20 protein-coding genes are annotated in these 20,409 nt (G+C 57.3%); 10 read left to right on the top strand and 10 right to left on the bottom strand.

Annotation, left to right across the window (positions count from 1 at the left end):
* Positions 1–112 precede the first annotated feature (112 nt).
* Positions 113–409 carry a hypothetical protein gene (locus tag LARV_RS14440; protein WP_075074296.1) on the bottom strand — a complete coding sequence of 99 codons (297 nt, stop codon included), beginning with the start codon at positions 407–409 and terminating at the stop codon, positions 113–115.
* Between the two features lie 291 nt (positions 410–700).
* On the opposite strand from LARV_RS14440, the gene LARV_RS14435 reads away from it, so the two are divergent.
* Complete coding sequence (locus LARV_RS14435) at positions 701–1,813, top strand: ABC transporter ATP-binding protein (protein ID WP_075074295.1); 1,113 nt, start codon at positions 701–703, stop codon at positions 1,811–1,813.
* 126 nt (positions 1,814–1,939) lie between these two features.
* Entirely contained in the window at positions 1,940–2,686 is a 747-nt protein-coding gene (gene gpmA / locus LARV_RS14430; RefSeq protein WP_075074294.1) for a 2,3-diphosphoglycerate-dependent phosphoglycerate mutase, read from the top strand.
* 76 nt (positions 2,687–2,762) lie between these two features.
* Here gpmA and LARV_RS14425 read toward each other — a convergent pair whose 3' ends face one another.
* Positions 2,763–3,431 (bottom strand): TIGR01906 family membrane protein, encoded by a 669-nt coding sequence (locus LARV_RS14425; protein ID WP_075074293.1) that lies wholly within the window; start codon positions 3,429–3,431, stop codon positions 2,763–2,765.
* A complete protein-coding gene (locus tag LARV_RS14420; RefSeq protein ID WP_075074292.1) occupies positions 3,428–4,984 on the bottom strand; it encodes a spermidine synthase in 1,557 nt (518 codons plus the stop codon). Before LARV_RS14420 ends, LARV_RS14425 begins: the two co-directional genes overlap by 4 nt.
* 101 nt (positions 4,985–5,085) lie before the next feature.
* Here LARV_RS14420 and LARV_RS14415 point away from each other — a divergent pair, with 101 nt between their 5' ends.
* On the top strand, positions 5,086–6,711 hold the full coding sequence (locus LARV_RS14415) for an NAD(P)H-hydrate dehydratase (RefSeq protein WP_172797885.1): 1,626 nt from the start codon (positions 5,086–5,088) through the stop codon (positions 6,709–6,711).
* 55 nt (positions 6,712–6,766) lie between these two features.
* Here the strand turns inward: LARV_RS14415 and LARV_RS14410 are convergent, their stop codons facing one another.
* Positions 6,767–7,129, bottom strand: coding sequence for a YtxH domain-containing protein (locus LARV_RS14410; RefSeq protein ID WP_075074290.1), 363 nt, complete (start codon positions 7,127–7,129; stop codon positions 6,767–6,769).
* 48 nt (positions 7,130–7,177) lie between these two features.
* The gene (locus LARV_RS14405; RefSeq protein WP_075074289.1) at positions 7,178–7,642 is read right to left on the bottom strand and encodes a hypothetical protein; all 465 of its coding nucleotides are present in this window, start codon (positions 7,640–7,642) and stop codon (positions 7,178–7,180) included.
* Positions 7,643–7,763: 121 nt separating this feature from the next.
* Here LARV_RS14405 and LARV_RS14400 point away from each other — a divergent pair, with 121 nt between their 5' ends.
* The 7 genes from LARV_RS14400 (at position 7,764) to uvrB (ending at position 16,976) form a co-directional block, all read left to right on the top strand.
* Positions 7,764–8,105, top strand: coding sequence for a cupin domain-containing protein (locus LARV_RS14400; protein WP_075074288.1), 342 nt, complete (start codon positions 7,764–7,766; stop codon positions 8,103–8,105).
* Between the two features lie 107 nt (positions 8,106–8,212).
* Positions 8,213–8,812 carry a hypothetical protein gene (locus LARV_RS14395; RefSeq protein WP_075074287.1) on the top strand — a complete coding sequence of 200 codons (600 nt, stop codon included), beginning with the start codon at positions 8,213–8,215 and terminating at the stop codon, positions 8,810–8,812.
* 6 nt (positions 8,813–8,818) lie between these two features.
* Complete coding sequence (pth, locus tag LARV_RS14390) at positions 8,819–9,427, top strand: aminoacyl-tRNA hydrolase (RefSeq protein WP_075074286.1); 609 nt, start codon at positions 8,819–8,821, stop codon at positions 9,425–9,427.
* 12 nt (positions 9,428–9,439) lie between these two features.
* A complete protein-coding gene (gene mfd / locus LARV_RS14385) occupies positions 9,440–12,844 on the top strand; it encodes a transcription-repair coupling factor (RefSeq protein ID WP_075074285.1) in 3,405 nt (1,134 codons plus the stop codon).
* Positions 12,822–13,502 (top strand): response regulator transcription factor, encoded by a 681-nt coding sequence (locus tag LARV_RS14380; RefSeq protein WP_075074284.1) that lies wholly within the window; start codon positions 12,822–12,824, stop codon positions 13,500–13,502. The genes mfd and LARV_RS14380 overlap by 23 nt, the downstream gene beginning before the upstream one ends.
* Before the next feature lie 5 nt (positions 13,503–13,507).
* The gene (locus LARV_RS14375; RefSeq protein WP_075074283.1) at positions 13,508–14,872 is read left to right on the top strand and encodes a sensor histidine kinase; all 1,365 of its coding nucleotides are present in this window, start codon (positions 13,508–13,510) and stop codon (positions 14,870–14,872) included.
* A gap of 58 nt (positions 14,873–14,930) precedes the next feature.
* Positions 14,931–16,976, top strand: coding sequence for an excinuclease ABC subunit UvrB (gene uvrB / locus LARV_RS14370; protein ID WP_075074282.1), 2,046 nt, complete (start codon positions 14,931–14,933; stop codon positions 16,974–16,976).
* Between the two features lie 111 nt (positions 16,977–17,087).
* Here the strand turns inward: uvrB and LARV_RS14365 are convergent, their stop codons facing one another.
* From LARV_RS14365 to LARV_RS14345, 5 genes are all read right to left on the bottom strand, one after another.
* Complete coding sequence (locus tag LARV_RS14365; protein WP_075074281.1) at positions 17,088–17,825, bottom strand: ABC transporter permease; 738 nt, start codon at positions 17,823–17,825, stop codon at positions 17,088–17,090.
* Positions 17,822–18,556, bottom strand: coding sequence for an ABC transporter ATP-binding protein (locus tag LARV_RS14360; RefSeq protein ID WP_075074280.1), 735 nt, complete (start codon positions 18,554–18,556; stop codon positions 17,822–17,824). Before LARV_RS14360 ends, LARV_RS14365 begins: the two co-directional genes overlap by 4 nt.
* Positions 18,553–18,780, bottom strand: a complete 228-nt coding sequence (locus LARV_RS14355) for an AbrB/MazE/SpoVT family DNA-binding domain-containing protein (RefSeq protein WP_075074279.1) — start codon at positions 18,778–18,780, stop codon at positions 18,553–18,555. The genes LARV_RS14360 and LARV_RS14355 overlap by 4 nt, the downstream gene beginning before the upstream one ends.
* A gap of 148 nt (positions 18,781–18,928) precedes the next feature.
* Positions 18,929–19,222: an acylphosphatase gene (locus tag LARV_RS14350; protein WP_075074278.1), complete on the bottom strand. Its 294-nt coding sequence runs from the start codon at positions 19,220–19,222 to the stop codon at positions 18,929–18,931.
* Positions 19,219–20,406, bottom strand: coding sequence for a peptidase MA family metallohydrolase (locus LARV_RS14345; protein ID WP_075074277.1), 1,188 nt, complete (start codon positions 20,404–20,406; stop codon positions 19,219–19,221). The genes LARV_RS14350 and LARV_RS14345 overlap by 4 nt, the downstream gene beginning before the upstream one ends.
* Positions 20,407–20,409: the final 3 nt, after the last annotated feature.

The raw sequence follows: 20,409 nt of genomic DNA, 5'->3' as shown, positions 1-20,409 counted from the left end.
GGGAGCGGACAAGGCTGTCGAGTTAAGGCTTACGGAGCGTTCCGCATTGAACAGGGCGCACAGGCCCGTAAATGATAAATTGAGCTATTTATTATAAAACATTTCGCAGCCTTCACGATACCACATTCCGGGACGGACGCAGGTATTGGATCAGGGCCTTCATCGGCCAATAAATAATGATGCCGCAGATCGCTCCGATCCCCCCAAACAGGGGAACCATGACCATCAGGAACACCCATCCTGCCGCCCAACTCGGAATATTCAGTCCCAGCATGCGAAGCAGGATATTCTGACTGGCGGTGCTGATGAACCATGCCAAAACGCCAAGGAAGAGGCCAAAACAGGCATAAAAAATGGCTGTCCAGCAGATGGATTGTCCCAGGCTTGGGAAAGAAGTCGTGCCTTTCATACCAATCCTCCCGATCCTCGATTCCACGAAGACCACAGTCTATAGGATAGACTTTGCGTGGAAAGAACACATCCTCCGCTGGGTTTGACCCGGTTCGGAAGAATGTCGAGTATTGCACCCGGCCATTTGACCAGGTCAAATGGAGGTCGGATAGGATTTAAATTGCAATTCGATGAAATTGTAATCTTTACTGGATATTGCTTTGAATTATTGCCCCATGAATAACAATTGCACAATTCCTTTGAGAGGCATATAATCAAATCACTATACACTGCTGGAAGGAGGAATTCAATGGCAAGCGTTACTTTCGATCACGTTGGAAAGAAGTTCGGGGACTTCACAGCCCTCAACGATCTGAATATTCAGATCCAGGATAAGGAGTTTTTGGTTCTGGTTGGCCCGTCGGGCTGCGGAAAAACGACAGCTCTACGCTGCCTGGCTGGTCTCGAGGAGGTCACCTCGGGGAATGTCATGATCGCCGATCAGGTTGTGAATGATGTCCCACCCAAGGATCGTGACATTGCCATGGTATTCCAGTCCTACGCGCTCTATCCACACATGACGGTGTTTGATAACATGGCTTTCGGTCTCAAGCTGCGCAAGGTTCCGAAAGATCAGATCAAAAAGCGTGTGGAAAGTGCAGCGGAGGTGCTGGGTATCGAAGCATTGCTGAAACGCAGACCGCGCGAACTATCGGGCGGCCAACGTCAGCGTGTCGCGGTCGGCCGCGCCATCGTGCGTGAACCGAAGGTATTCCTGTTCGATGAGCCACTCTCGAACCTGGATGCCAAGCTGCGCGTTCAAACCCGCGCGGAAATCAGCAAGCTGCATCTCAACCTGCAGACCACCTTCATTTACGTGACTCACGACCAGACGGAAGCCATGACCATGGCCAGCCGCATCGCCGTCATGAACAAAGGTATTTTGCAGCAATTGGATACCCCGCAGACGCTGTATGATAAGCCCGCGAATCTGTTTGTGGCTGGTTTCATCGGTTCGCCTGCCATGAACTTCTTCCCGGCGACTCTGCGCAAGGATGGTTCGGATCTTCTCGTAGATTCGGGCGAATTCAGCGTCAAAATTCCGGAAGACCGCACCACGACCTATATGCCGTACGCCGGCAAGCAGGTCATCTTCGGCATCCGCCCGGAGGATATCCACAACCCGTTGTTCGTCCCAGCCGGCATTCACTCGTCCATGATCGATGCCAAGGTGGATGTGACCGAATTGATGGGCAATGAAATCTTCCTGTACCTGGTCAGCGGCAAGAACAATTTCGTCGCGCGCGTCGATCCGCGCACCCGCTTCACCATTGGCAGCAAAGTTCAGGTTGCCTTCAATATGGATAACTTCCATATCTTCGATCCTTCCGTCGATCCTGACAACCCGGTAGCCGTTCGCTAATCATTCAATAAGCACCTGGCAGCGCAAGGGAAACCTTGCGCTGTCTTTATTTGACATGGATGTCCGTTTTTCAGGTAAAATTACTGTAACCTGACTTTAAGTCGAAAATTACTTTGAGAGGGTAAGATGTTCAAACTGGTTTTAATCCGACATGGCGAAAGTGTCTGGAATCTTGAAAATAGATTTACCGGATGGACCGATGTTGACCTTTCGGAGACGGGCGTCAATGAAGCCCACATGGGCGGTCAACTGTTGAAACAAGAGGGCTATACCTTCGATTTTGCATATACCTCCGTGCTGAAACGCGCCATCCGCACACTGTGGATCGTACAGGATGAGATGGACCTGATGTGGATCCCGGTGGAACGTGCCTGGCAGTTGAACGAACGCCATTACGGCGCGCTGCAAGGCCTGAACAAGGCCGAAACCGCTGAGAAATACGGCAAGGAGCAGGTCAAAATTTGGCGGCGCAGCTATGCCACGCCGCCGCCCGCGCTGGATTGGAACGACGAACGCCACCCTCACTTCGATCGTCGCTACGCCGGCCTGACCAAGGAAGAACTACCGGCCTGCGAATCGCTCGAATTGACGCTCAAACGGGTCATGCCGTTCTGGTACGCCAGCATTATGCCGCGCATCAAAAGCGGCCAACGTGTGTTGATCGCCGCCCACGGCAACAGCCTGCGCGCGCTGGTGAAGCATCTTTCCAATATCTCGGACGACGAGATCACCGAGTTGAACATCCCGACCGGCGTTCCGCTGGTCTACGAGCTGGATAAGGATTGCAAGGAGATCCGCCATTATTACCTGGGCGATGCAGACGCAATTGCTGCCAAAGCGGCCGCGGTTGCAAAACAGGCCGAGAAGAAGTAATCCGGAAGATTCCCAGAACGAAAAAAACGACTGGTTCTCCAGTCGTTTTTCTTTTCGTTATTACGCCAGATCGAAGCTAACCAGTCCTGCGAGCCAAACGCCTGCCCAAAACGATGAACAAAACCGCGCCAAGGCCGGTGAGGATTCCCATGGCGATGAAACCAGCCTGCCAAAGGGGCAGTGGAAAGAGTCGGATCAATGAATCGGAGTACAGGAACAACCATGAATCGCCCTGGAAGAAGAGATGGTGGAAGGCCGTGAAAAGGGCTTCGAAGCTGACCAGGATGGCGATCAGGATGGAGCCGATCAACCCCAGGGTCAACCAGCCGCCGAACATGTAGGCATGGCCAAGGTCCCTCAGCCACTTTCCACGCCAGGCCCAGACCAGGATGAGGATCAGGCCAAGGATCAGGCCGATCCATACCTTGAGCATCACCTGGATGAGGTTCTTGACGTCCAACATGTGGCTTAATTCGCGTTCGTTGTAGAGCGGCGATCCATCCGGCAGGCGCTGATCGGCGAGGAACGAAATCCCCTGAGTGTTGAAGAGATATTCCATGGAGATCGTCCCCCATTTGATGCGATCTTCCTGGGTGAAACCGAAAGTGTCCGCCGGGAACCCCGGTGTGCTGTACTCGATTTTCAAAAATGCCGGTTGAAACAGAAACCGGATCATGGTCATCATGAGGAAGAACGGGATGGAAATCGATACAAGGATCGATACCCCTTTTTGGAATGATTTCATTGTTGTAATCCTTCCAGATCGCCGCCGATGAAATAGCTCATCACCAGGTCGTTGGTCAGCCATTCGATGGAGGTGAGATCGTCGGTGAAAACGTTTTTTGAATCGGGAGTGGGCTGCAGGTTGGCCACCGTAATGGCCATGGTATCCACCAGCAAGGTGGGCGTTTGCGGCTGCTGCACCAGCGCGCTGAAATTCGCCTGCAAATTCGCGGCCTGCGTGGGCTGGCGGGTGGCGAACACGATCGAGTTGAAAGAGTTGGGCAGGTCCATGACATAGACGGAGGGGAAGACGCTGCGAATCGTCCCGACCAGCGCGTTCACCAGGCGGCGGTCGTTCGGCGCGCGCCCGACGTTGATGGCCATGGAGCCGTTTTCATTCAAGTGATCGTAAACCGTCTGAAAGAATTCCTGCGTGGTCATGTGCCAGGGTATGTACGGCGGGCGGTAAGCATCCACGGAAATGATGTCATATTTCTTCTGGCTGTTGGATAATGCATACCGGCCATCCTGGATTATGACATTCAGGTTGGGCTCGTTCATATCGAAATATTTGCGCGCCACGCTGACGATCTTGGGGTCGATTTCGATGCCGTCGATTTGAATATCCGGGTACACCTGGCTGGCCTGACGGGCAGTGGTCCCGGCCGCCAACCCGACGATGGCCATGCTGTGCACGTCGCCGGTGGAATACGGCGCGGCGTTGAAAAAGGGCGCCACCAGCACCTGTTCCCAGGGCCCAAAGTAATTGAGCTGCGTGGGATGATAGAGAGAGTGCATGCCCTGGCCTTCGTTCAGGCGCAGGATGGTGTAGCCGTCCTGTTGCAGGACCTGGATGTAGTTGTAGGCCGATTCGGTTTCGTAGACCAGGCCGCGCGAAGTTTTATCTGCGCCGCGCACGCCGACGATGGCCAGAATGGCGATGACGACTGGCATCCAGATGAAGAGAACGGCTTTTCGCCAACCGGAGACCGATCCCAGGCCGATCAAGGCCGTCAGGATGAGAACCAGGCTGAAAGCCAGAAAGGTGCGGTAGGTGCCGATCAGCGGAATGAGCACCAGGCCGGGTAGGAAGGTGCCGATGAACGAGCCCAGGGTCGAGATGGCGTAGATCTTGCCGGAAACGCTGCCCGCCTGGCGCGAATCGTGTAGAGAGAGACGGATCGCGAAGGGCGAGGCGGTGCCCAGCAGGGTCACCGGGATGCTGAACAGGATCAGCACGGCAATGAACGATCCGATCATGGCGCCCAGTTGCAGGCCGTCGAAGGCGTTGGCCGCGACACGCAAAATCGGCCGCGAGATCAAGGGAATAACGCCGATGGCCAGTCCGGCCCACAACAGAATTTGATAGAAAGTGGATGCGTTGGGAGAGCGGTCGGACCAGGCGCCGCCGAGGAAGTAACCGGCGGTGAGATAAATGAGTATCAGGCCGATGATGGTGGCCCAGATCAGGTTGCTGGTGCCAAAATAGTTGCCCAACAAACGTGAAGCCGCCATTTCGACGGCCAGGCTGACCATGCCAGAGACGAAGACGGTGATGGTGATCCCTTTTTGCATAGGTGTGATTATACCTGAAGGAGAAAATTATGCTGATTGGCCGACCGGCAGAGTATAATTTTAGCAGTCCTGAATCAGGACCCGGCACCAAGGAGGCTGAAATGCAAGTCGTGAGTGTCGAACAAATGCGCGCCATCGAAAAAGAAGCCGATGAGCGCGGTGTCAGTTTCGCGGAAATGATGGAACGCGCCGGGCGCGGTGTCGCCGAGGTCGTGGTGTCCGAATATGGAGATGAAGATTGGCGGGTGGTCACCGCCCTGGTGGGCTCTGGCAACAACGGCGGCGACGCGCTGGTGGCATTGGAGACGCTGGCCAGATCCGGCTGGACGGCTCAGGCTTATCTCGTCCGGCCGCGGGATGAAAAGGATCCCCTGCTCGAACGCGCCAGAACGGCCGGCGTGCTGGTGATGGCAGCCGCTCAGGATAAGAAACTGCATGGATTACAAGAATGGCTGGAAAATTCCAACGTCCTGCTGGACGGGGTGCTGGGCACCGGCATCCAACTGCCGTTGAAAGAAGAAATCGCCGCAATCTTGAAATACGTTTCCGAGGCGGAGACTGTACCGCATGTGGTCGCCATCGATTGCCCATCGGGCGTGGATTGCAATACCGGTGAAGCGGCGGCTGAGACCATTCCTGCCGAGCTCACCCTGTGCATGCAGGCCGTCAAGCAGGGATTACTGAGATTCCCGGCCTTCGAAAAGGTCGGTGAACTTCGTGTAGTCAATCTGGAATTGCCGGAAAAACTGGCGAGCCTGAAGAAGATCGATGAGTTTATGGTCGATGGGGAACAGGTGGCCGGATATTTGCCGGAGCGTCCCATGACAGCACACAAGGGCACCTTCGGCACACTGATGATCGCCGCCGGTTCCACCTATTACATCGGCGCGCCGCTATTGGCTGCGCGCGGGGCGTATCGCATGGGCGTTGGACTGGTTCGTCTGGCGGTTGCGGCGCCGCTGCAGGCCAGCCTGGCCGGCCAGTTCCCGGAGGCCACCTGGCTGCTGCTGCCGGATGAAATGGGCATGATTGCGGAGGGCGGCGCAGAAGTCCTGCGGAAGAACCTCAGCCGCGTCACCGCATTCCTGGTCGGTCCCGGGTTGGGGGCCGAAGAAACCACGGCATCATTTATCAAGAACCTGCTCACCAGCGCTGAAACGCCGCATCAGGCACCTTCGTTTGGCTTCCTCACCTCACAGGAAGAGGGCGAGGTCGAATCCGGGGAGAGTCCAAAATTACCGCCGCTGGTCATGGACGCGGATGGGCTGCGTTTGATGGCGCGCGTGGACGGCTGGCCCGAGCTCCTTCCCCCCGGTTCGGTTTTGACCCCGCATCCGGGGGAGATGAGCGCCCTGACCGGCCTGGAGGTGGCTGAGATTCAGGCCAACCGGCAGGAAGTTGCCTGCAAGTTCGCCAAGAAATGGAAGACTACGGTCATTCTGAAGGGCGCTTTGACGGTCATTGCTGCCGAAGATGGACGCGCCTATATCATCCCGGTCGCCAGCGCGGCCCTGGCCAAAGCGGGCAGCGGGGATGTGTTGGCCGGGATCGTGGCCGGTTTGCTGGCGCAGGGCCGGCCGGCTCTGGAAGCCGCTGTGGCCGGCGCGTGGATCCATGCTCAGGCGGGGCTGGAAGCCGCCGACCAATTGGGCGGAACCGCTCCGGTGCTGGCCAGTGACGTGATCGAAGCCATTCCGCGCGTGCTGTGGGCGCTGCGATTCGAATAATAAATAAGGCCGGTGAGTTTTTCTCACCGGCCTGTTTTTCAATCGTGGACCAGGCTTAACCTTCCGTCGGGGGAACCGGGGGTTCCTCGATATTCTTGGAAAGCACGTTGGTCAGCTTGGATTTCTGTTCTTCGTAGGCGGATTTACCGAGGTCAGCCAGGTCGCTTGCACGTTTCTTGGCTTCTTTAAGAACGCCTTCAGCCCGTTTCACGGCTTCATTGGCTGAGACCTGAGCCTGATCGTAGGTTTCGTTGATGGTCTTCGTGGCGGTGTCGCCCAGTTCGATGGCGCGCTCTTTGATGTAGGTACGGGTTTCCGCTCCGGACTGGGGGGCCAGCAGGAGGGCTGTCACGGCGCCTGAGACTGCACCCACGATAAAACCGATCACAAAAGCGCCAAAATCATCTCGTTCTGCCATGGGACCTTTCTCCTTTCGTTACAAACGCTGATGAGATGGTCGCCCGGATTACCGCCGACCAGGGCGGAGGATATCCAGGAGTTTCTTAAGACCGGCCAGATATTCGTTGAGCTTGATCACTGGTTCGGTGATGTTATTGCTGATGAATGTGGCAGTCCCGCGCAGCGTGCTCACCGTTTCGTTGGTCGATTTGAGAATGGGCTTGAGATCGTTCTGGATGAGGTTGATCAGGGTGGCTAATTGAACGATCAAGATGACCATCGCGACGCCCAGGACGAGCGATTCGAGCGCCATGAAGATGATGAAGATATCTCGAATTTCGCTGGTTGTGGCTGCGTCGGCGCTCAGGAGCATGACCAGGCCAAAGATCAGCAACCCGACCACTACCACGGCGATAATGATGACCCCCACCAGACGGCGACGTGATGCTGTGGATTGGGTGGGGGCCGGCGGCAACTGCGGCGTTTGCGGCGGTGTTTCTTCCAGCGGGATGGATGCGAGATTATCTGCCATATTTCAATTCATTATAACATACCCGGATCGGTGTGGGATTCATCGTATCCATTGATTTTCACGGTCTATTCTGCAATAATCTCTGCAGAAATCAAATCCTCATTTTGTGTAAGGATACCAGATGGACACCAAAGAACCGGGTTACTTTATCGATTATCATGCCTTCATTGGCAGCGATGAAAACAAAGTCTTCAAAGCCACCCTGGCGCAAAGTGAAAACATTCTACTTGGGGTTCATTGCTTTACCACCGGGCAGTCGCAACCGATCCACATTCACGTTGGTGAGGATAAATTCTATTTTGTCCTGGAGGGGAGCGGATATTTTCAGGTGGGCGATGAATTTCATAACGCCGGCCCGGGTATGCTGGTGTGGGCGCCGTCTTCACTGCCGCACAGTGTGACCAATAACAATGCCGAGCCGTTAATCGTCCTGATCGGGATTGCTCCTTCGCCGGGTCATTAACCTGCAGATCCGGTGATCTCCGCTGATGGTCCGGACGAGCGGACCTTCATCCTGTAAACAGGAAGATTTGCGTGTTCTCACGGAACATGTTAAACTTATAGATTGCCATGTTCCAGTGGATTTTCTCACTTCTGATCGTTGGTTGGTTCGGGTTCGCTCAACAAACCGCAGCGGCGCCCCGAATCGATACCCTCCTGCCCGGACAAGCCGTGCAGGGCGTAGTTTCATTGAGCGGTTCGACTGCGATGGAAGGCTTTGCCTCAGCGCTGGTCGAGTTTCGCTATGAGAATGACCTGACGCAGACCTGGTTTCTCATCCAGGACCAGATTCCATCCGTCGAGAACAACGTCCTGGCCAGTTGGGATACGACCACCATTTCGGACGGGGTTTACCACCTGCGATTGAAGGTCACCAAAACGGATGGCAGTGAGGCGATCTACGAAGTCGCCGGGGTGCGCGTGCGCAATTATTCGGCCATCGAGACCAACACGCCCGCAGTGGAAGCCAACGTTACCCAGGCCGCGAGTCCTTCACCCACACCCACGCCGGTCACCCTGAGCGACACACCCACGCCGCAGCCGCCCAACCCGGTTTCGGTGACAGGTGCGGACCTGCGAGGTGGGGTGACTTACGGTTTGATGGCAACGTTGGGCTTGTTCGTTCTTTTCGCAATTTATCTGGGCGTTCGACGCCTGGGACGGAGATAGAGTTCCTTGGAGAATGTAGCGCAACACTCACGATCGCCCGAATTTCCCTTCCTGGTAGTTGGGTTGGGCAATCCTGGCCGCGAATATCGCGGCAACCGGCATAACGTGGGCTTCATGACCATCGACCGGTTGTGTGCGGTGTTTGATATTAAGATCGGAAAAGTGCAATCGAAGGCCTTGATCGGGAGTGGATTGTGGCAGGGACGCAAGATCATCGTTGCCAAGCCCCAGACGTATATGAACCTCTCGGGTGAGGCAATCGGCTCGCTGCTGCGATATTACAAGGTGCCACTCGACCAGTTGATCGTTGCCCATGATGATCTTGACCTACCGGTGGGAACACTGCGCCTGCGCCCGGGCGGCGGTTCGGCCGGGCAAAAAGGGGTCGAATCCACCATCCAAAAAGTCGGAACCCCGACCTTCCCGCGCCTGCGGATTGGTATCGGGCGCCCGCCAGGCCAGATGGACGCAGCGACCTACGTCCTTCAAGATTTCTCGAAGGCGGATCAGGAAATTCTATCACCCACCCTCGACCGCGCGGTCGAAGCGATTAAGATTTTTATTCTGGATGGACTGGATGCGGCCATGAACCAGTTCAACGGTTCCATTCAGTGAAAGGCAGTTCGATTGCTCGACGCGATTCGCAAACTACCGGCATATCAGGCTTTGGTCGACAATCTCAAGGCTGGGGCGCAACTGCCCGGCCTGGGTTTGATGCGAGCCGCCCGCTTACCTCTGGCTGCCGCGCTGTACCAGGATTTGCAGCAGCCGTTGGTCTTGGTGACCGATCGCCCGCAGCATGCACTCACCCTGCTGGATGAGGTAAGCTTTTGGGCCAGGAACGCGCCGCGCTTTTATTTTTCAGAACCGACTCCGCTTTTCTACGAACAGGCTGCCTGGGGCGATAACACCCGCCGGGACCGCCTGCAGGCATTGACGGCTTTGGCGGTATATCACCTGGTCGGCTCGTCCAAACCGGATGTGCCGCCCATCGTGGTTACAACCGTGCGGGCGTTGATGACGCGCACCCTGCCGCGGCGCGATTTTATCAAGGCCAGCCGGACGATCAAGATCAATCAATCCCTACCTCCCGATGAACTGGCGCGATCGTGGGTGGCTATCGGTTATCAGGCCGCGGATATCGTGCTCGAACCGGGACAATTCTCGCGCCGCGGCGGCATTCTGGATATCTGGCCGCCGGCTGAACCGCTGCCGGTGCGCATCGAGTTCTTTGGGGATGAAATTGACTTGCTGCGCCGTTTCGATCCGGCCAGCCAACGCACTGTGGCCAAACTGGATCAATTGCTGGTGACCCCGGCGCGCGAATTGCTGCCCGGGCGTGCGGTCGGGATTCTGCCCGCCGGTCGGGAAGTGGACGAGTTCTACATTCCGGTCGTGCACCCGGCCGTATCCAGCCTGCTCGATTACCTGCCGAAGGGCGCGCTGACCCTGGTCGACGATATGGATCTGCTGCAATCCCAGGCGGTCGAAATCGAGGAGCAGGCCGTGCGTCTGCGCGCTGAAAGCATCACCGAAGGCACGCTTTCTGAAACGTATCCGATCCCTTACCTGAGCTGGTCTGAGGTCATCGACAGTCTGACAGGCCATATCTGGCTGCAATTGGGGCACGCAGGCGAGGCCGAACCTTCGGAACTGTCTTCCGCCTTCATCCCCGGGCCGCGTTTCGGCGGGCGCCTGCGGCAATTGGTGGAACACATCGAAGACCTGTGCCGGAAAGGTGAGCCCAGTTGGGTGATCTCGCGCCAGGTATCGCGCCTGCGCGAATTGTGGAACGAGCGCCCCAATGAAGCCGGTTCGGATCTCTCTCCCGAGTTCATCGAGGGCACGCTGACCGAAGGCTGGTCGTTGAATCTGCCGGCCGGCGGCCAATTGCACCTGCTGACCGATGCGGAGATCTTCGGTTGGGAGCGGCCGCAACCGCGCGTGCGCGCGCGCATGCAGGCCGAAGCTCCCGAGGCCGTCTATACCGACCTGAAGCCCGGCGACTGGGTGGTGCACATCGACTACGGCATCGGACGCTTCGCCGGGCTGGTCAAACGCACCCTGGAAGGAATCGAACGCGAGTTCCTGTGCGTCGAGTATGACGGGGGCGACCAGCTCTACGTGCCCGTGCACCAGGCCGATCGTCTGAGCCGGTATGTCGGCCCGGAAGCCGAGCCACCTTCTCCAACGCGCCTGGGCACCCCGGAGTGGACCAATACCAAGCAAAAAGTTCGCGAGGAAGTGCTGCAGGTGGCCCGCGAGCTGCTGGACCTGTACGCCAGCCGTCAGGTGGCCAGGGGGTTTTCCTTCAGCCAGGATACGCCCTGGCAAAAGGAACTCGAGGCCAGCTTCCCGTACGTGGAAACCGAGGATCAAAACAAAGCGATTCAGGCCGTCAAGAAGGATATGGAGACTGCCCGCCCGATGGATCGCCTGTTGTGCGGTGACGTCGGCTACGGCAAAACGGAAGTCGCTCTGCGCGCCGCCTTCAAAGCCGTCATGGACGGCAAGCAGGTGGCGGTTCTGGTGCCGACCACCGTGCTGGCGCAGCAACACTTCGAGACCTTCCGGCAGCGCCTGGCAGCCTACCCGGTGCACGTGGAGATGTTATCGCGCTTCCGCACGTCCCGAGAGCAGGATGAAATTCTGTTGAAGCTTGCGGCGGGCGAACTGGATATCATCATCGGCACACATCGCTTGATCCAACCGGATGTGGAATTCAAAGATCTGGGGCTGGTGATCATCGATGAGGAACAGCGTTTCGGCGTGGCCCATAAGGAGCATTTCAAAAAGCTGCGCACCGAGGTGGATGTGCTCACGCTCACCGCGACCCCCATCCCGCGCACGCTCTACCTGGCTTTGACCGGCGCGAGGGATATCTCACAGATCAACACCCCGCCGGCTGAACGCCTGCCGATCATCACCCACATCGGACCGTATTCACCCCGCCTGGCGCGCCAGGCGATTCTGCGCGAAATGGAACGCGGCGGACAGGTGTTTTTCGTGCACAACCGCGTGCAGACGATCAGCGCCATGGAAAAGCACCTCAACAAGCTGGTCCCGGAGGCGCGCATCGGCATTGCCCACGGGCAAATGCAGGAACAGGGATTGTCTCAGGTGATGACGCAATTCACGAAAGGCGAGATCGACGTCCTGTTGTGCACCTCCATCATCGAGTCCGGCCTGGACATTCCAAACGCGAATACCCTGATTGTCGATCGGGGGGATACTTTCGGCCTGGCGCAACTCTACCAGTTGCGCGGCCGGGTGGGACGCGGCGCACAGCGCGCATACGCCTATTTCTTCCGCCACCGCCACAAAGCACCCACCCCGGAAGGTCAGGAACGGCTGGAAGTGATCGCCGAGAATGCTCAGCTCGGCGCCGGATATTCCATCGCAATGCGCGACCTGGAAATGCGCGGGGCGGGTGAAATGCTGGGTGTGCGCCAGTCGGGTTATATCGCCAGTGTTGGCTTTCACCTGTACACCCGTTTGTTGGCGCAGGCCGTCCGTCAAATTCGTCAGGTGGAAAAGATTCCCGCCGCCGCGGACACGGCCACGCTGATCAACGCGGCCGCCATTCGCATGGCGGTGACCGTCGATTTGCCAATTTCGGTCGGCATCCCGGCGGATTACGTGCCGGATCAAAATCTGCGTCTCAGTCTGTACCGCCGGTTGGCGGATTTGCAAAATGAACCCGAGGTGCAGTTCATGGCGGACGAATTCATCGATCGCTTCGGCGTGTTGCCGGAGGACGTTGAAAATCTGCTTTACCAGATGCGGGTCAAGCTGCTGGCCGAGAAGGCCGGTCTGGCATCCGTGACGCTCGAGAATGACCAGTTGGTGCTGCGTTTTCCGCCGCTGCCGGATGGTTTCCCAGCCCGGAATTTACCCAACCTGGGGCCGCAGGCCCGCGCCGGAAAAAATGCCTACTGGCTGTCCTTGAATGGTGATCCGGATGGCTGGAAAGAACTCCTGATTGACACACTTCGAAAGGTGGCGGAAAATGGCGACCATCCTGATCGTTGAGGACGAGGCCGAACTGGTCAAGATACTACGCTCCTATCTGGAAGCCAGTGGTTATTCAGTGCTCATCGCGAAGCGCGGCGATCAGGGATTGGCATTATGGGAAACGCACCATCCGGATCTCGTTCTGCTGGATCTAAACCTGCCCGGAATGGATGGGCTCGATGTCGCCCGCGCCATCCGGCGCAAGGGAGAAACGCCCATCATCATGCTCACGGCGCGGGTCGAGGAAACCGACCGCCTGGTTGGCCTGGAGTTGGGCGCGGACGATTATATTACCAAGCCTTATTCGCCGCGCGAGGTTGTGGCCCGGGTGCGGGCGGTGCTGCGCCGATCGGGAGCGGTCAGGACGGTCAATTCGGTGCTGCGCTCGTTCGACCTGGTGATCGATCTGGATGCGCACACCGTCACGCGCGGCGGAGATGGGGTGGAATTGACCCCGACCGAATTCAACCTGTTGGTCGCCATGGTCGACCAGCCCGGCCGGGTCTTCAACCGCCTGCAGCTTCTGGAAGCCGTTCAGGGCACCGCTTACGAAGGATATGACCGTACCATCGACGCGCATATCAAGAATCTGCGCGCCAAACTGGAAGCTGATCCCAAAGAACCGCAGTACATCGAGACCGTGTACGGAGTGGGGTACCGCTTTCGAAAGGAATGACAAATATGCGCCTGCGTTTGATTTTGGCGTTCATCCTGGTGGCATTGGTGCCGATTGTGGCAATCACGGTTTTCGCGCGCCTGAGTGTGGCAAGTCAGGTGGAAACCTACATGACCAGCGGCGGCATGGTTGGTTTGGATGAGCTGGTCAGTTCGCTGAAGGATTATTACACCGCTCACCAGAGCTGGCAGGGCGCGGACAGCCTGCTGCAATCGGTGCACGGCGGCCAGGGGCGCGGTCTCGGCATGGGTGGAATGATGAACCAGCGGCTGCGATTGATCGACGCGGAAGGAGTCCTGGTTTTCGATACGGCCGGTTTGCAAACCGCCGGTCAGAGAGTCTCGGCCAGCCTGCTGGCTGAAGCCGTGCAGATGAAGGACGCCCGGGGCAAGATCATCGGGTATTTGTGGGCCGAAGGCGGATTGGGGACGAATTTGGGCGGTGGCCAGCGTCTGGTACAGCGCCTGAACAACATCTCCCTGCTGGCCGGTGGGATTGCGCTGGTACTGGCGGTGATACTGGCCCTGCTGGTGGGCAGCGGGCTGGCCAGACCCATGCAACAGCTCGAACTGGCTGCCAGGCGGATGGCGGAGGGTGATTTATCGCAGCGTGTACAGGTCCAGGGCAACGATGAATTGGCCACGTTGGGACAATCCTTCAATCATATGGCGGCTTCCCTGCAAGAGTCCGAAGCGCGCCGCCAGGCGATGACGGCCGATATCGCGCACGAGCTGCGCACACCGCTGGCCGTGCAACGCGCACAACTCGAAGCCATGCAGGACGGCATCTATCCCATGACGGCCGCGAACCTGCAGGTGGCATTGGATCAAAATACAACCCTGGCGCGCCTGGTGGAAGATCTGCGCACGCTGGCGCTGGCGGATGCCCGGGAATTGAAACTTGAAAGCATCGCTGTGGATTTGCAGCAACTGGCAATCGATGTCGTGGCGCGATTTCAACCCGCAGCCCGGGAACGGTCGATCGACCTGGTGCTGAATCCGAAGAGCGAGCGTGAATGTCCGCGCGTGATGGGCGACCCGTTACGCATCGAACAAATTCTGAACAATGTGCTTGCCAATGCCCTGCGGTTTACTCCTGAAAACGGCCGGGTGGATTTATCTATTGATTGCAGCGAACGGTTCGTGCAGGTTTCCGTTCACGACGGCGGCCCCGGTATAACCCCTGAAGCGCTGCCGCACCTGTTCGAACGCTTCTACCGCGCCGACCGCGCCCGCAGCCGGGAGCAGGGCGGCACCGGACTGGGGTTGGCCATCGCGCGCCAGTTAGCCGAATTGATGGGCGGCACCCTGACCGCGGCCAATCATGAACACGGCGGCGCTATTTTCGATCTGCGTTTCCCATCCGCGTAGAGTATGATAAAATAGAACAATTGATCTCTATTGGTGCCGTAGATCAGAAAGGTCCAGGATGGATTTCAAATTACACGCTCCCTATGAACCGACCGGCGACCAACCCGAGGCAATTCGTGAATTGGTGGCCGGCGTCGAATCCGGTTTCAAACATCAGGTGCTGCTGGGTGCGACCGGTACGGGCAAGACTTTTACGATTGCGAATGTCATCGCCCAAACCAAGTTGCCGGCGCTGGTCATGGCTCACAACAAGACCCTGGCGGCGCAGTTATACGCTGAATTCAAAGAGTTTTTTCCCGAAAACGCGGTCGAGTATTTCGTCTCGTACTACGATTATTATCAGCCCGAAGCGTACGTTCCGAAACGCGACCTGTATATCGAGAAGGAAACCGAAATCAATGAAGAGATCGACCGGCTGCGCCTGGCGGCAACCAAGGCGCTCATGTCGCGCCGTGATGTCATCATCGTGGCCTCGGTATCCTGCATCTACGGGCTGGGCAACCCGGCCACCTACGGCAGCGTGATCATCACGCTCGAGGTGGGCGGTTTGTACCGCCGGCATGCTTTGCTGCGCCAGTTGGTGGAGAGCCAGTACCAGCGCAACGATATGGACCTGCACCCGGGCGCTTTTCGCGTGCGCGGCGACACTCTGGAGATCTTCCCGGCCTATGAAGACAAGCTGGCCTACAGGATCACGTTCTTCGGGGATGAGGTCGAACGCATCATCACGGTCAATCCGGTGACTGGCGAAATCCTGGAGACGCCGGAAAAGATCGAGATCTACCCGGCCAAGCACTACATTGCCCAGGAAGACGGCCTCAAGAAAGCCATCAACGATATCGAGTCGGAACTCGAAGAACGTCTGGCTTACTTCAAGGCGCACGATAAATACCTCGAAGCGCAGAGGATCGAGCAGCGCACGCGCTACGACCTGGAAATGCTGCGCGAAGTGGGTTACTGCTCCGGCATTGAGAACTATTCCCGCCATCTCGACCAGCGCCCGGCGGGTTCGGCGCCGTGGACGCTGATCGATTACCTGCCCAGTGAATACCTGCTGGTGCTGGATGAATCCCACATGACGGTTCCGCAGATCCGCGGCATGTACAACGGCGATCGCAACCGCAAGAATACCCTGGTCGAATACGGTTTCCGGTTGCCGTCGGCGATCGATAACCGGCCGCTCAAATTCGATGAGTTCGAACATCACATGGGGTATACCGTCTATACCTCGGCGACGCCGGGGCCGTATGAGATGCAGCGAGCTTCGCAGGTGGTCGAGCAGATCATTCGCCCGACCGGCCTGCTCGATCCACAGGTGGAGGTTCGCCCGACTCAGGGCCAGGTGGACGACCTGGTCAAGGAAATTCGCCTGCGCACTGAGCACGGTGAGCGCGTCCTGGTGACCACAATGACCAAGCGGATGTCCGAAGATCTGGCGGATTACCTGATGGAGTTGGGCATCAAGGTTCACTACCTGCACTCCGAGGTGGAAACGTTGGAACGCATCGGCATCCTGCGCGACCTGCGCCTGGGCGTGTTCGATGTGCTGGTGGGCATCAACCTGCTGCGTGAAGGCCTGGATCTGCCGGAAGTATCCCTGGTGGGTATCCTGGACGCGGACAAGGAAGGCTTCCTGCGTTCGAGCACCGCGTTGATCCAGACCATTGGCCGCGCGTCCCGTAACGTGAACGGCAGGGTCATTATGTACGCCGACCATATCACCGATTCGATGCAGGCCGCGATCGGCGAGACCAACCGCCGGCGCGTCAAACAGAAGAAGTACAACGACGAGCACGGCATCGAACCGGTGACCATTGTCAAGGCGATCCATGATCTGACCGAACGCATGGGCGAGAAACAGGTAGCTGAAGCCCGCGGCGAATATGGCGCCGGGGAAGGCAAACCTTCCGGTATTCCGCGCAAAGAGATCCAGCGCATGATCTCCGAAATGGAAAAGGAGATGAAGCAGGCCGCCAAGGACCTCGAATTCGAGCGTGCCGCGGTGCTGCGCGACCAGATTTACGGCCTGCGCAATCTGATGGCCGAAGAATCGGACCTGACCCCCTGGCAGCGCGCCAAACTTCTGGCGGGTGAGGATGTTTAGGTAATCCGATTCCGCGCACGGAAGCTGTGCGGCTGAAGCGTGACTCAGGATAATATTAAAAAACGGACATGCCGTAATCGATGGCATGCCCGTTTTTTTTGAAGTATTGGTTTAGATTTGATCACCGCTCATCTTCCGCCGGAAGGCGATGACTGCGATGATCGAAATGACAAGCGCATATCCGATCACCCACCAGAGGTGTGGAAAAATGCCGGCATAGTTCCCGGCGACCGCCGCGCGGGTCGCATCCACGGCGTGCGCGAAGGGAAGCAGGTAGGCGATTGTTTTGAAACCGCCGCCGACCAGGTTCAAGTCGAACCAGGTGCCGCTCAACCAGGCGCTGAGGTTGGTCAGCAGCGCGCCGCAGATCCCGCCCACCTGTTTTTCGTTCAACAGGCTGCCGCCCAGCAGGCCGATACCAATGAAGAGGACCGCCGTTGGGATCAGGACGACCAACCCGAGCAGCACATTCAGGTTCACCGCCATGCCCAGCGCAAACGCTGCGATGAAGCATACGCCGCTTTGCGCCAACGATATCGGAATGAGCGGCAGCGTGTAACCGAGGATGAAATCGGAAGCGGTGAGCGGTGAGGAGAACAGGCGCATCAGGAAGGCTTCTCCGCGGTCTTTGGCGAGCAGCGTTCCGGAAAATAGTGAGATGAACGACAGACCAAATACCGCGATGCCCGGAGCCAGATGGCCGATTTCGAACAGGTTGACCGGAATGTTGGCCTGGATGGCCGAAAGCAGGAGTAGAATCGCCAGCGGAAAACCGATTCCGAAAAACACGCTCAACGGGTCGCGCAGGATTTCTTTGCGGTTTCGAGATGCGAAGGCCATGAATCTCATGCCAGCACCTCGTTTTGGGTCGCGAAGGCGATGAATGCGTCTTCCAGGGTTTTCGTTCCAGTCTCTGAAATCAATTCCGGAGCTGTGCCGATGGCTTTCAAGCGGCCTTTTGCCATGATTCCGATGCGATCGGAAAGCGCTTCGGCTTCTTCCATGTAGTGAGTGGTGAGGATGATCGTGATCTTCCCTTTCAAGGCCTCGATGGCGGACCACAATTCGCGGCGAGCAAGCACGTCCAATCCCAAAGTGGGTTCGTCGAGGAACAGGATTTGAGGATTCGAAATAAGCGCCATGGCAATGCTGAGTCTGCGCTGCATGCCCCCGGATAGAATTTTGGCTTTCTGGCGGGCAACCTCGTTCAGGTCGAAGGCAGACAACATTTCACCGGCCTTCGATTTTGCGGCCTTTCCATCGCTGCCGTAGATGGCGGCAATCAGCTCGAGATTTTCCGCCACCGTCAAATTGCGGGCAACCGCGGTTTCCTGCGGGGAAACATTGACCTTTTCCTTCACCGCAAATGGGTTGGATACGATGCTGTCGCCAAGCAGGATGGCATCCCCGCTGGTGGGGATGGACAGGCAGGACAACATCTTGATGGTGGTCGTCTTGCCGGCGCCGTTTACCCCGAGCAACGCGAAGAGTTCGCCCTGCTCGACCGAGAGATTGAGGCGATCGACGGCGATTTTCGTGCCGTATTTCTTTACCAGATCGATGGTTTGAATGGCGATCATTTTTCTGTGTCCGATTTATCTTCCTTGTTCAAGATATGCGTAAAGATCTTCGTGAGGGCGTCGCTGGTGATGATGGCAAGGCCTTGCTTTTCATCGCCGACCAGCATGAGTGAATCGCCGGGTTTGATGTTGAAAACCGTGCGGGCTTCCTTGGGTATGACGATCTGGCCTTTTTCGCCGACTTTCACCATTCCGAAGATGTACTTGCCGTTCAAGGAGTTCATATCCATTCTCCCAAAAGTACGAAAAGTATAACAAGTAGGAAAAAATCATACCATTCTTAAGCAAGCTGTCAAGAGAAATCTTAAAAGAACAGCCTGCGAACCAGGCAGGTTTCGCAGGCTGTTGTGAAGATCGGTACGGTTCGGTCGATTATTCAGAAGGCGCGATATTGAAGCGCTTGTAGACCTCGCTGGCCGGATTCCAGTCGACCTTGACCTCGGAAACGTACGCCGGGCCGGAACCGCGCTGGAGCCTGGAAAGAAAGAACTCCAGATCGCTGCGTGGACCTTCGGCGAGCACCTCGACACGGCCGTCATATTTATTGCGCACCCAACCGGTCAGGTTCAGCTCCTCAGCTTCTCTTTTGACATAAAAACGAAAGCCAACGCCCTGCACGTGACCGTCGACGACGGCGTGTAATTGAACGAACTCCTCATTGCTCAAAGCGGTTTCTCCAGGTGCCTTGGGCGGGCCAATACCACGAGCAGTGGCGCCGCCACCACCAATAGCGCAATCAGCAGATAGGGGGAAAGGGTTTTGAACGCCTGATCGATGGGGCTGATCGAAAAACTGGCCTGCCGCCAATCGTTTTCGAGTCCGGTAATGGATTTCCCCAGGGATGCCTGAACGCCTTCTTCACAGCCCATGCCAATTTGATATTCGCGCATCAGGTTCGAAAGGCCGGTGCTGCCGAAAGTCTGGTAGATGTAGCGTACGAAAGAGGTCGACTGCGCGTAAGCCAGGAAAGCGCTGCTGGCGTCCCTTGGAAAAGCGCTGCATAAATTCTGGAAGGACAGCAGTTCATTTTTCCCCATGGCTGTATCCAGGACACGGGCGTAATCCGCGTTTGGATATAATTCAGCAATGGAGGCGATCCCTTCGGTCAACCAGACGGGCGTGTTGCCGTACTGATCTCCCACCAGGGTGTATTCCATGATGTGCATCAGCTCGTGGGGAAGCTGGCGCTCCAATTCCAGGCTCTGATCGGGGCCGCTGGGGATGGAGACCAGAACCACGCCCAGATCGGGGCTGGCGTGCCCTGCCACCCAGCTCTCTGATTCATCCGGGAGGGCAGCCTGCAGATCATTCGCGTCGGCGTAGACGTAGATCTTCAAGGGCAATTTCGGGGCGACCGGCAGGATTTTTTGCACGGCTTCCAGCGCTGATTGGGCCGTATTCAGCACCGTTTGCCCAAAAGAGAGATCTCCGGTCTGCCAGTGGACCTCGAAATAATCATTCGAAAGCGACTGCCAGGTGAAGCGATTGTCGATGTAATCGAACCAGTAGGAGGGGGTGGTGATTTCACCGGTCGGGGTGACCAGGCGGAACCAGTAATAGGTTCTGCCAAACGGGCGCAGGGGGTGAAGGGCCGTATCATAAGGATACAAAATTTCCCCGGCCGAATTCCAGGTTAATTCCTCGATGCGCGTGCTCTGGCCTTCCGGCTGGATCATCAGGAAAGCCTGGGTAATCTCATCGGCCGGGGTGACGCGCGCCTGGAAGGTGACGTTTTCGCCGTAGGTATAGAATGCAGCCACGTCCTGGACCTCGACCGGCGCGGAAAGCGGTGCTAGCGCCGCGCCCAGCCAGTTCATCAGGAATAGAATCACCGCCATGCTTGCGTGCATATT

This window comes from Longilinea arvoryzae (genome assembly GCF_001050235.1).
Classification (GTDB): Bacteria; Chloroflexota; Anaerolineae; order Anaerolineales; family Anaerolineaceae; genus Longilinea; species Longilinea arvoryzae.
This window is presented reverse-complemented; position numbering and strand designations above follow the sequence as displayed.

Bases quoted from the DNA above. Each gene is read 5' to 3' on its own strand.
- LARV_RS14440 (WP_075074296.1), bottom strand. From the start codon at position 409: ATGAAAGGCACGACTTCTTTCCCAAGCCTGGGACAATCCATCTGCTGG.
- LARV_RS14435 (WP_075074295.1), top strand. From the start codon at position 701: ATGGCAAGCGTTACTTTCGATCACGTTGGAAAGAAGTTCGGGGACTTC.
- gpmA (WP_075074294.1), top strand. From the start codon at position 1,940: ATGTTCAAACTGGTTTTAATCCGACATGGCGAAAGTGTCTGGAATCTT.
- LARV_RS14425 (WP_075074293.1), bottom strand. From the start codon at position 3,431: ATGAAATCATTCCAAAAAGGGGTATCGATCCTTGTATCGATTTCCATC.
- LARV_RS14420 (WP_075074292.1), bottom strand. From the start codon at position 4,984: ATGCAAAAAGGGATCACCATCACCGTCTTCGTCTCTGGCATGGTCAGC.
- LARV_RS14415 (WP_172797885.1), top strand. From the start codon at position 5,086: ATGCAAGTCGTGAGTGTCGAACAAATGCGCGCCATCGAAAAAGAAGCC.
- LARV_RS14410 (WP_075074290.1), bottom strand. From the start codon at position 7,129: ATGGCAGAACGAGATGATTTTGGCGCTTTTGTGATCGGTTTTATCGTG.
- LARV_RS14405 (WP_075074289.1), bottom strand. From the start codon at position 7,642: ATGGCAGATAATCTCGCATCCATCCCGCTGGAAGAAACACCGCCGCAA.
- LARV_RS14400 (WP_075074288.1), top strand. From the start codon at position 7,764: ATGGACACCAAAGAACCGGGTTACTTTATCGATTATCATGCCTTCATT.
- LARV_RS14395 (WP_075074287.1), top strand. From the start codon at position 8,213: ATGTTCCAGTGGATTTTCTCACTTCTGATCGTTGGTTGGTTCGGGTTC.
- LARV_RS14380 (WP_075074284.1), top strand. From the start codon at position 12,822: ATGGCGACCATCCTGATCGTTGAGGACGAGGCCGAACTGGTCAAGATA.
- LARV_RS14375 (WP_075074283.1), top strand. From the start codon at position 13,508: ATGCGCCTGCGTTTGATTTTGGCGTTCATCCTGGTGGCATTGGTGCCG.
- uvrB (WP_075074282.1), top strand. From the start codon at position 14,931: ATGGATTTCAAATTACACGCTCCCTATGAACCGACCGGCGACCAACCC.
- LARV_RS14365 (WP_075074281.1), bottom strand. From the start codon at position 17,825: ATGAGATTCATGGCCTTCGCATCTCGAAACCGCAAAGAAATCCTGCGC.
- LARV_RS14360 (WP_075074280.1), bottom strand. From the start codon at position 18,556: ATGATCGCCATTCAAACCATCGATCTGGTAAAGAAATACGGCACGAAA.
- LARV_RS14355 (WP_075074279.1), bottom strand. From the start codon at position 18,780: ATGAACTCCTTGAACGGCAAGTACATCTTCGGAATGGTGAAAGTCGGC.
- LARV_RS14345 (WP_075074277.1), bottom strand. From the start codon at position 20,406: ATGCACGCAAGCATGGCGGTGATTCTATTCCTGATGAACTGGCTGGGC.